The 9,099-nt window shown below is 66.1% G+C and carries 9 protein-coding genes; all 9 read left to right on the forward strand.

The window, feature by feature from the left end; translation table 11 throughout:
- A partial coding sequence (locus ACLFQI_RS08605) for an MT-A70 family methyltransferase (protein WP_410758507.1) occupies nucleotides 1-668 on the forward strand: 668 nt, incomplete at its 5' end.
- A 79-nt stretch (nucleotides 669-747) separates the two neighbouring features.
- On the forward strand, nucleotides 748-1,737 hold the full coding sequence (locus ACLFQI_RS08610) for a DnaJ C-terminal domain-containing protein (protein ID WP_410758509.1): 990 nt from the start codon (nucleotides 748-750) through the stop codon (nucleotides 1,735-1,737).
- A gap of 4 nt (nucleotides 1,738-1,741) precedes the next feature.
- Nucleotides 1,742-2,089 (forward strand): chaperone modulator CbpM, encoded by a 348-nt coding sequence (locus tag ACLFQI_RS08615; RefSeq protein WP_410758511.1) that lies wholly within the window; start codon nucleotides 1,742-1,744, stop codon nucleotides 2,087-2,089.
- On the forward strand, nucleotides 2,090-2,989 hold the full coding sequence (locus ACLFQI_RS08620; RefSeq protein WP_410758512.1) for a glutaminyl-peptide cyclotransferase: 900 nt from the start codon (nucleotides 2,090-2,092) through the stop codon (nucleotides 2,987-2,989). It abuts the gene before it with no gap.
- Between the two features lie 112 nt (nucleotides 2,990-3,101).
- Nucleotides 3,102-5,033 carry a 1-deoxy-D-xylulose-5-phosphate synthase gene (gene dxs / locus ACLFQI_RS08625; protein WP_410758513.1) on the forward strand — a complete coding sequence of 644 codons (1,932 nt, stop codon included), beginning with the start codon at nucleotides 3,102-3,104 and terminating at the stop codon, nucleotides 5,031-5,033.
- A gap of 102 nt (nucleotides 5,034-5,135) precedes the next feature.
- Nucleotides 5,136-5,987 carry a hydroxyacylglutathione hydrolase gene (locus ACLFQI_RS08630; protein ID WP_410758515.1) on the forward strand — a complete coding sequence of 284 codons (852 nt, stop codon included), beginning with the start codon at nucleotides 5,136-5,138 and terminating at the stop codon, nucleotides 5,985-5,987.
- Between the two features lie 78 nt (nucleotides 5,988-6,065).
- Nucleotides 6,066-7,625, forward strand: coding sequence for an apolipoprotein N-acyltransferase (gene lnt, locus ACLFQI_RS08635; RefSeq protein WP_410758517.1), 1,560 nt, complete (start codon nucleotides 6,066-6,068; stop codon nucleotides 7,623-7,625).
- Between the two features lie 140 nt (nucleotides 7,626-7,765).
- The gene (locus ACLFQI_RS08640; RefSeq protein WP_410758518.1) at nucleotides 7,766-8,284 is read left to right on the forward strand and encodes a hypothetical protein; all 519 of its coding nucleotides are present in this window, start codon (nucleotides 7,766-7,768) and stop codon (nucleotides 8,282-8,284) included.
- 27 nt (nucleotides 8,285-8,311) lie between these two features.
- Nucleotides 8,312-9,099: UDP-N-acetylmuramate:L-alanyl-gamma-D-glutamyl-meso-diaminopimelate ligase (gene mpl / locus ACLFQI_RS08645; protein ID WP_410758519.1), on the forward strand; the 788-nt coding region annotated here is incomplete at its 3' end.

Below are 9,099 nucleotides of genomic sequence, written 5' to 3' on the forward strand. Positions count from 1 at the left end.
AAATCGCTGAGCCGAACCCCTCGAAAGACTTGATCGAGAAGGTCTCTGGACACTATTCGACGATTTTGGCGGATCCGCCTTGGCAATTCAGCAATCGTACTGGGAAAGTCGCTCCTGAGCATCGGCGCTTGTTAAGATATCCGACAATGGAGCTGAAGGAGATCATGGATTTGCCGGTCTCTCGATTGGCTGCGGCAAAATCGCATTTATATTTATGGGTTCCAAATGCGCTCCTTATGGAGGGTCTTCGGGTCATGGCGGCTTGGGGCTTCACCTACAAAACGAACCTCGTTTGGTATAAGGTCCGCAAGGATGGCGGCCCGGATGGGCGTGGCGTCGGGTTTTATTTTCGCAACGTTACCGAATTGATTCTTTTCGGGGTGCGGGGAAGCATGAGAACGCTGCCGCCGGGTCGGACGCGTGTCAATCTGTTTTCAACGCGTAAACGCGAGCACTCAAGAAAGCCGGACGAGATATATGGCATTATTGAAGAGTGCTCGCCTGGCCCTTATTTGGAACTATTCGCACGCTTTAGTCGAGCCGGATGGTATCAATGGGGAAACGAGGACGTCGAGGAGAATTCCTTGTCTGGAGTCGCCAAACGAAAGGCTCACGCGGAGGGTCAGCTTAGGTTATTCGATTCGCCAAGGGGCTATAAAGCATCATAGCCCTCAGTTTTTTCCAGCTCGGCAAATGAATCAGTCTTGCTCGGACTAGACAACTGTATCCCATTCAGGAGCAACGACGATGGAATACAAGGATTACTACAAGATCCTGGGGGTTTCGCGCGAGGCGAAGCCCGACGAGATCAAGGCGGCCTATCGCAAGTTGGCGCGCAAGTACCATCCGGACGTGAGCAAGGAGCCGGATGCCGAGACCCGTTTCAAGGAGGTCAACGAGGCCCATGAGGTCTTGAGGGACCCGGAGAAGCGGGCGCAATACGATGCGCTCGGCAGCGGTTGGCAGGCGGGCGATGCGTTCCGCGCTCCTCCCGGTGGTGGCGCGCGCGGTCGGAGCGAGGGATTCTCGCGGGAGGAGGCGGAGCAATTCAGCGACTTCTTCTCCAGTATCTTTGGCATGGGCGGTATGGGCGGCGGTCGCACCGGACGCTCCAGCGGTTTTGGGGGCGCCGGTATGCATGCCGATCCATTCGCCGGACGCGGTTCCGATCAGAGCGCGCGCATCCGCATCCCGCTCGAGGAAGCGTACACGGGCGGGACGCGCCAATTGCGGCTCGAGGTGCCGGAGATCGATGCCCAGGGGCGGGCGGTGTCCCGCACCAAGACGCTGAATGTGCGCATCCCGGCCGGCATCACCGAGGGACAGCAGATCCGCTTGGCGGGTCAAGGCGGCGCCGGATTCGGCGGCGGCGCACAGGCAGGCACGGCCGGCGATCTCTTCCTCGAGATCGAATTCGAGCCGCATCCGATCTTTCGCGCCGAGGGCAAGGATATCCATCTGACCTTGCCGATCGCGCCTTGGGAGGCGGCGCGCGGTGGCAGCGTGCCGGTGCCCACGCTTGGCGGCACCCTGAGCCTCAAGATCCCGCCCGGTTCGCAGAGCGGTCAGCGCTTGCGACTCAAGGGGCGCGGCCTGCCCGGCAAGCCCGCCGGCGATGCCTTCGTGCAGCTCGAGATCCGCAACCCGCCCGCCGATAGCGCCGAGGCGCAGGCAGCCTTCGAGGCCATGGCCGAGCACTTCAAGTCCTTCAATCCGCGTGCCACGCTGGGGGTTTGAGCCGATGTCGACGAACATCAGCGCAGTCGAAGGGGTCGTCTTGGATGAGCGCATGCTGGTGACGGTCACCGAGCTGACCGAGGTGTGCGGCCTGAGCCTGGAGCAGGTGCGATCGATGGTCAGCGAGGGGATGCTGCATCCGCGCGGCGCGGCCCCGGAGCAGTGGCGTTTTACCGGCATCGAGGTGCGGCGCACGCGCCGCGCGCTGCGTCTGCAGCGGGATCTGGAGTTGAATCTGGCCGGTGCCGCGCTGGCACTGGATTTGCTCGATGAGGTCGAGTGGTTGCGGCGCCGGGTGCGTTGTCTGGAGCATCAGCTGGGCGCCCTCGACGAGGCCGAGGGGTCGCGCTGAGTGGAGTGCCGGCCGGCCGGCCGCTGGCGGATCGGGTCGGCGCTCCCGCCGCCGCCCCCTGGCGGTAGTTGGTTCGTCACGGGGTTCGTCACGGGGTTCGTCAAGGGATTCCTCAAGGCGCTGGTCGGCGGGGTGATCGCGCTCTTCCTCGGCGGTGCGTCGGTCGAGGCGGCGCAGGGGTTCGCGGCGCCGATGGCCTCGGCCCGGATCGTCGCGCGCTATCCCCATGATGCCGACGCCTTTACCCAAGGCCTGGTGATGGCCGATGGGGTGCTGTACGAGAGCACCGGCGGTTATGGCGAATCGTCGTTGCGCCGCGTCGAACTCGAGACGGGGCGGGTGCTGGAGCGCGTCGACCTGCCCGCGCAGTGGTTCGGCGAGGGCATCACCGACTGGAACGATGAACTGATCCAGCTGACCTGGCGCGCGGGGGTCGGTGTGCGCTACGCGCGGGCCACGTTGACGCCGCGCGCGCGTTTCGCGATCGCGGGCGAGGGCTGGGGGCTGACCCACGATGGCCGGCACTGGATCATGAGCGATGGCAGCGCCGAGTTGCGCTTCCTCGATCCCGTCGATGGCCGTGAGCGAAAGCGCGTGCAGGTGATGGATGGCGATCGGCCGGTGCGGCACCTGAACGAACTCGAATTCATCGCCGGCGAGGTGTGGGCGAATGTCTGGTACCAGGATCATCTGGTGCGTATCGATCCCGCCGACGGCCGGGTGCTGGGTTATGTGGACCTGAGCCACCTGTGGCCGGATGATCAGCGGCGTCGCCATGAGCAAGTGTTGAACGGGATCGCCGTCGATCGCGAGAAGGGGCATCTGCTGGTTACCGGAAAGCGTTGGCCTTGGCTGTTTCGTGTCCAGGTTGCCGACGAGGGGCGTGGCGACTCGGAATAATGCGGGGCGCGCGATGATGCACTAGAATCCGCCCAGGCTGATCGGGATTCTCGCTGTCTTCCGCAAGCCGCTTCGCCCTTAATCGCTCGCTCGATGATCCGGTTACCCCAGCATGTCCGATACCCCAAACGGCTCCGCCAGTGCTTCCGAGCATCCCTTTCCGCTGCTTTCAACCATCGATGACCCCGCCGATCTGCGGCTGCTTCCGAGCAGCGATCTCAAACAGCTCGCCTCGGAGTTGCGGGGTTTCCTGATCGAAAGCGTGTCGCGCACCGGTGGCCATCTCGCCGCCGGACTCGGCGTGGTCGAGCTGAGCATCGGCCTGCATTATGTCTTCGATACGCCCCATGATCGCATCATCTGGGATGTCGGCCATCAGGCCTATCCGCATAAGATCCTGACCGGTCGGCGCGAGCGCATGGCGCGCATGCGCCAGCAGGGCGGGCTGTCGGGTTTCCCGAAGCGCGCCGAGAGTCCTTACGACACCTTCGGCGTCGGCCATTCGAGCACCTCGATCAGCGCCGCGCTCGGCATGGCCATCGCGGCCAAGCAGAAGGGCGAGCAGCGCCAGATCATCGCCGTGATCGGCGACGGCGCGCTGAGCGCCGGCATGGCCTTCGAGGCATTGAATCATGGCGGCCCGCTCGATCCCGATATGCTGATCATCCTCAACGATAACGAGATGTCGATCTCGCCCCCGGTCGGCGCGATTAGCGGCCACCTAGCCCGGCTGCTGTCGGGCGGGATCTATACCCGGATGCGCGAAGGCAGCAAGACCGCGCTGCGCGGGATGCCGCAACTGCGCGAGCTGGTCGGCCGCTGGGAGGAGCATGTCAAGGGCATGGTGATGCCGAGCACGCTGTTCGAGGAGCTGGGCTTCAACTACATCGGTCCGGTCGATGGGCATGACATGGATGCGGTGGTGGCGACCCTGCGCAACATGAAAAGGATGCCGGGGCCACGGCTGCTACACCTGATCACCCAGAAAGGGCGTGGCTATGAGCCGGCCGAGCACGCGCCGACCACCTATCACGGCGTCACCCCCTTCGACCTGAAGACCGGCGCGGTGGCCAAGAAGAGCGGCGGCAAGAGCTACACCCAGATCTTCGGCGACTGGCTCTGTGAGCGCGCCGAGACCGACTCGCGGCTGCTCGCGATCACCCCGGCGATGCGCGAGGGCTCGGGCATGGTGGGCTTCTCGGAGCGTTTCCCGGAGCGTTATTTCGATGTCGGCATCGCCGAACAGCACGCGGTGACGCTGGCCGCCGGCATGGCCTGCGAGGGCATGAAGCCGGTGGTGGCGATCTACTCGACCTTCCTGCAGCGCGGCTACGACCAACTGGTGCACGATGTCTGTCTGCAGGGGCTCGACGTGACCTTCGCGGTCGATCGCGCCGGGCTGGTCGGGGCCGATGGGCCGACCCACGCCGGCGCCTTCGATTACAGCTACACGCGCCCGCTGCCGCATATCGTCATCATGGCACCGGCGGATGAACACGAATGCTGGTGGATGCTGGAGACCGCCTATGCCCATGATGGTCCGGCGCTGGTGCGCTATCCGCGCGGGCGCGGTCCCGGGGTCGCCGTGGACAAGACCGGTGGCGCACTGCTGCCGATCGGCAAGGCCGAGATCCGGCGTGAAGGCAACAACGTGGCGCTGCTCGCCTTCGGCAGTCGCGTCGCCGCCGCCGAGGCGGTGGGCGAGCGCCTGAACGCAACCGTGGTCAATATGCGCTTCGTCAAGCCGCTCGATGATCTGATGATTCTGGAGATGGCCGAGCGCCACCGACTGCTGGTGACGGTGGAGGAGAACGCGGTCGCCGGGGGCGCCGGCTCGGCGGTCTCGGAGTTACTGGCCGAGCAGGGCGTGTTGGTGCGCTGCCTGCATCTCGGCTTGCCGGATCGCTGCCAGGAGCAGGCCAGCCATGATCAGCAACTCGCGGCCTGTGGACTGGATGACGCCGGCATCGAGGAGGCGGTGCGCGCCGAGCTGCGCGATCTCGGGCTGGAGCAGACGCGACTGCAAGGCGCGAGTCTCGGTTGAGACTTGGAAACCCTCTCCATCAACGACTTCCCGATGTGAGCGCGACTGTCCGGCAATGATCGGGAAGGGGACACTGGATAGCGACTTGGACCCGATAGGCCCATGGACCTAACCATCGAACCGATCCCCGCCTTTGAGGACAACTACATCTGGCTGCTGCAGCGGCCGGAGACGGCGTCTTGTGCCGTCGTCGATCCGGGCGAGGCCGCGCCGGTGATCGAGCGCCTGCGGCGCGATGGGCGGCGGCTGGAGGCGATCCTCGTCACCCATCATCATGGCGATCACATCGGCGGTCTGGCGGAGCTGCGCCAATGCTGGCCGCAGGCCGAGGTAGTCGGGCCGCAGGATCGGCGTATTCCGGGGCTGACCCGGGTGGTCGCCGATGGGGATCGCGTTCGGCTGGCGGGTTTTGAGCGCGCACCGGATCGGGCAGGGCTTGGGACTGGACCCGATCGGGTGAGGGCTAAGCGAGCGGAAAACGCGATCGAATTTGAGGTACTAGCGGTGCCCGGGCATACCGCGACGCACATCGCCTACCGGACCGATGACTGCCTGTTCTGCGGCGACACCCTGTTCGCCGCCGGCTGCGGACGGGTCTTCGACGGCACGGTCGAGGATCTGGCGGCCTCGTTGCGGCGGATCGCGGCGCTGCCGGCGCGGACCCGGTGCTACTGCGCCCATGAATACACCCTCGCCAATCTCGGTTTCGCGCGCTGGGTCGAGCCTGAGAGTCCGGCGCTGGCCGCGGCGATCGCCGCCGCCGAGCGCCGCCGCGCCCAGGGACGGCCGACGGTGCCCACGACCCTGGCCGAGGAATTGGCGGTGAATCCGTTTCTGCGCACCACCGAGCCGGCGGTGATCGCCGCCGCCGAGCGCTTCGCCGGCAGGCCGCTGGAGGGGCAGACGCCGGTGTTTTCGGCGCTGCGCCGCTGGAAAGACGAGCGCTATGACTGAGATCGGCAGCGGAGGCGAACGGCGACAACGGGTTTGCAAACACAGCCCAGGTCCAGGGTGGGTCCGGGTTCGACGCCAATGAACTCGCCGCGCGACGGCTGGCTCTCGGGACTGCTGGCGTTGCTATCCGGCGCGCTCATGGTGCCGTCCTTCGCGCCGTTTCATCTCTACCCGCTGGCGGTGCTCTCGCTATTGGGTTTCTATCGGGCGCTGCGCGGTCGCACCGGCGCTGACGCCTTCCGGCTCGGCTGGCTGTTCGGGGTGGCGCTGTTTGGCGTCGGCGTGTCCTGGGTGCGCATCAGCCTGAACGAGTTCGGCAACATGCCGGCGCTGATCGCCAACCTGCTGATGCTGCTGTTCGTGGCGGCGATGGCGCTCTATTACGGCCTTTGCGCCTGGCTGATCCGGTTGCTCGAACAGTGGCTGGCGAACCGCGCGGCGCCGGTCTGGGCGGGTCCGCTATTGGTGTTTCCAGCGCTCTGGGTGCTCGTGGAATGGCTGCGCGGTTGGTTGTTCACCGGCTTTCCCTGGCTGTTGGCGGGCAATGGTCAGCTCGACGGGCCTTTGGCGGGATTGGCGCCGGTGCTCGGCGTGCATGGGCTGAGCCTGGCGGTGGCGGTCTCGGCGGGCCTGCTCTGGGGCCTCTTGCATTGGTCTGGTCAGCCGCGTCGGCGCGCGGCGGCCGGGCTCGCGCTGCTCTGGCTGTTTGCGGCAATGCTCGGACTGCTGCAATGGACGCGACCGGCACCAGCCGCCGAGCAGCGCTCGCTCCAGGTCAGCCTGATACAAGGCAATGTCGACCAGGCGGTGAAATGGGACGCCGATGGCCTGATGCCGACGCTGGATATCTATTTGACGCTGACCAGGGCGCATCTCGACAGCGACCTGATCGTCTGGCCGGAGACCGCCATCCCCGAGTTCTTCCATCGCGTCGAGGAGCCACTGTTAACGTCGCTCGGCGAGACCGCGCGCGCGGCCGGCGCCGAGGTGGTGATCGGGCTGCCGGTGATGATCCCGGACGGTCGTTACTACAATGCCCTGGTCAGCCTCGGCAGCGCCGAGGACCAGTATTTCAAGCGCCATCTGGTGCCCTTCGGTGAATTCCTGCCGTTCAAGCGACAACTGCGGCCCTTGATCGACTGGTTTGAGGTGCCGATGTCCGACTTCAGTCGCGGGCGTGCCGAGCGGCCGCTGCTGCGGGTGGGCGACTGGCCGGCGGGGGCCTCGATCTGCTATGAGGCGGTGTTCCCGGAGGAGGTCCGGGAGGCGCTCCCGGAGGCCGCGTTCCTGATCAATGTCAGTAACGATGCCTGGTTCGGCGATTCGTTGGCACCGCATCAGCATCTGCAATTCGCGCGCTTGCGCGCGCTCGAAACCGGCCGCTGGTTGGTGCGCGCGACCAACACCGGGATCTCGGCGATCATCGACCCGCACGGCCGGGTGCAGGCGCGGTTGCCCCTGTTCGAGCGCGCGGCATTGACCGGGACGCTGGAGGCGCGCGCGGGGGCGACGCCATTCGTGCGCTTCGGCAGCCGGCCGATCTTGGCCGGCGCGGGTCTGATGCTGCTCGCGGCGTTGCTGCTGGGCGCGCGCGGTCGCTCGGAACATGCCGGAGGCGAGCCCGGGCAGGCCGGCTAGCCCGCGTTTCTAGCCGCTGCTCATGACCGGGGTGTCGGTTCCAGGGCGCGCCGCCCAGGCGTCGACCGCAGGCGGCGTTTCCCAGGGGGCGGTCGCGTCGCTATCATGCCTAGCTCGATTCTCGTCTCGGAAGTGCCGTTGTGCTGGTGATCATCAACTTCTTCATTGAACTTGCGCTGCTACGTCGCGCGCCACAAGAGCTGCCGGCGTCGCGGGTGTTGTTCTCCTTGCTGTTGGTGGTCGGGCTCGGCGCGGGGCTGCTGTTGGCGCTGACGGCCGGGGTCGGTCTCGCGAGCGGCCTGTTGCAGAACCTGCTCGACCTGACCCTGATGCTGGGCGCCTTGTGGGTGGCGCTGAGTCTGTGCGAGCGACGCGCGCGCTTCTTGCAAACCGCGACGGCCTTGCTCGGGGTCGATAGCTTGATCACCTTGCTGGCCTTGCTGCCGGTGGGGCTGGCGCGGCCGGAGAATGCCGAGAGCGGGTTGCTCGCGCTTGCCGGCTTGCTGTTCCTGCTGCTGGTGGTGTGGAGCATCGCGGCGGCCGGCCATATCCTGCGCCATGCCTTCGAGGTGACCCTGCTGCAGGGCGCGGCGATCGCGATCGGTTTCGATGTGCTGTCGTTCGTGATCGTCGGTGGCCTCGCCGAGGGCGCCGGCTAACGCCTGCATTCAGGACGGGAGACGTTGATGCACCTGCATATCCTCGGTATCTGCGGCACCTTCATGGGCGGCCTCGCGCTGATCGCGCGCGCGCTTGGCCATCGGGTGACCGGCTCCGATGCCAATGTCTATCCGCCGATGAGTACCCAACTCGAGGCCGCTGGCATCGAGCTGATGCCGGGCTATGCCGCCGAGCATCTAGGTCCGGCACCGGATCTGGTGATCGTCGGCAATGCGATGAAGCGCGGCCTGCCGGTGGTCGAGGCGATGCTCGATCGCGATCTGCCCTATACCTCGGGACCGCAATGGCTGGCCGAGCAGGGCCTGCGTGGCCGCCATGTGCTCGCGGTGGCGGGAACCCATGGCAAGACCACGACGGCGAGCATGCTGGCCTGGATCCTCGAGACCGCCGGCCTCAAGCCGGGCTTTCTGATTGGCGGTGTGCCGCTGGATTTCGGTCTCTCGGCGCGGCTTGGGGAGGGGCCCTGCTTCGTGATCGAGGCGGACGAGTACGACACCGCCTTCTTCGACAAGCGCTCCAAGTTCGTGCACTACCGCCCGCGCACCCTGGTGCTGAACAATCTGGAGTTCGATCACGCCGACATCTTCGATGATCTCGCCCAGATCCAACGGCAGTTCCATCATCTGGTGCGCACCGTGCCTGGCACCGGCCGGATTATCCATCCGCGCGCGGATACGGCGCTCGCCGAGGTCTTGGCGATGGGCTGCTGGACGCCGTGCGTGTCGACTGGGGTGGCTGCCACGGACTCGTCGCGGGATGGAGTCGCTACCCGCTCCAATCGTCCTGGCTCGGC

This window comes from Halochromatium sp. (genome assembly GCF_046541315.1).
Classification (GTDB): domain Bacteria; phylum Pseudomonadota; class Gammaproteobacteria; order Chromatiales; family Chromatiaceae; genus Lamprobacter.

What these genes read in the sequence shown, in the direction of transcription:
- ACLFQI_RS08630 (WP_410758515.1), top strand. Translation starts at nt 5,136, where the DNA reads ATGGACCTAACCATCGAACCGATCCCCGCCTTTGAGGACAACTACATC.
- dxs (WP_410758513.1), top strand. Translation starts at nt 3,102, where the DNA reads ATGTCCGATACCCCAAACGGCTCCGCCAGTGCTTCCGAGCATCCCTTT.
- ACLFQI_RS08610 (WP_410758509.1), top strand. Translation starts at nt 748, where the DNA reads ATGGAATACAAGGATTACTACAAGATCCTGGGGGTTTCGCGCGAGGCG.
- ACLFQI_RS08615 (WP_410758511.1), top strand. Translation starts at nt 1,742, where the DNA reads ATGTCGACGAACATCAGCGCAGTCGAAGGGGTCGTCTTGGATGAGCGC.
- lnt (WP_410758517.1), top strand. Translation starts at nt 6,066, where the DNA reads ATGAACTCGCCGCGCGACGGCTGGCTCTCGGGACTGCTGGCGTTGCTA.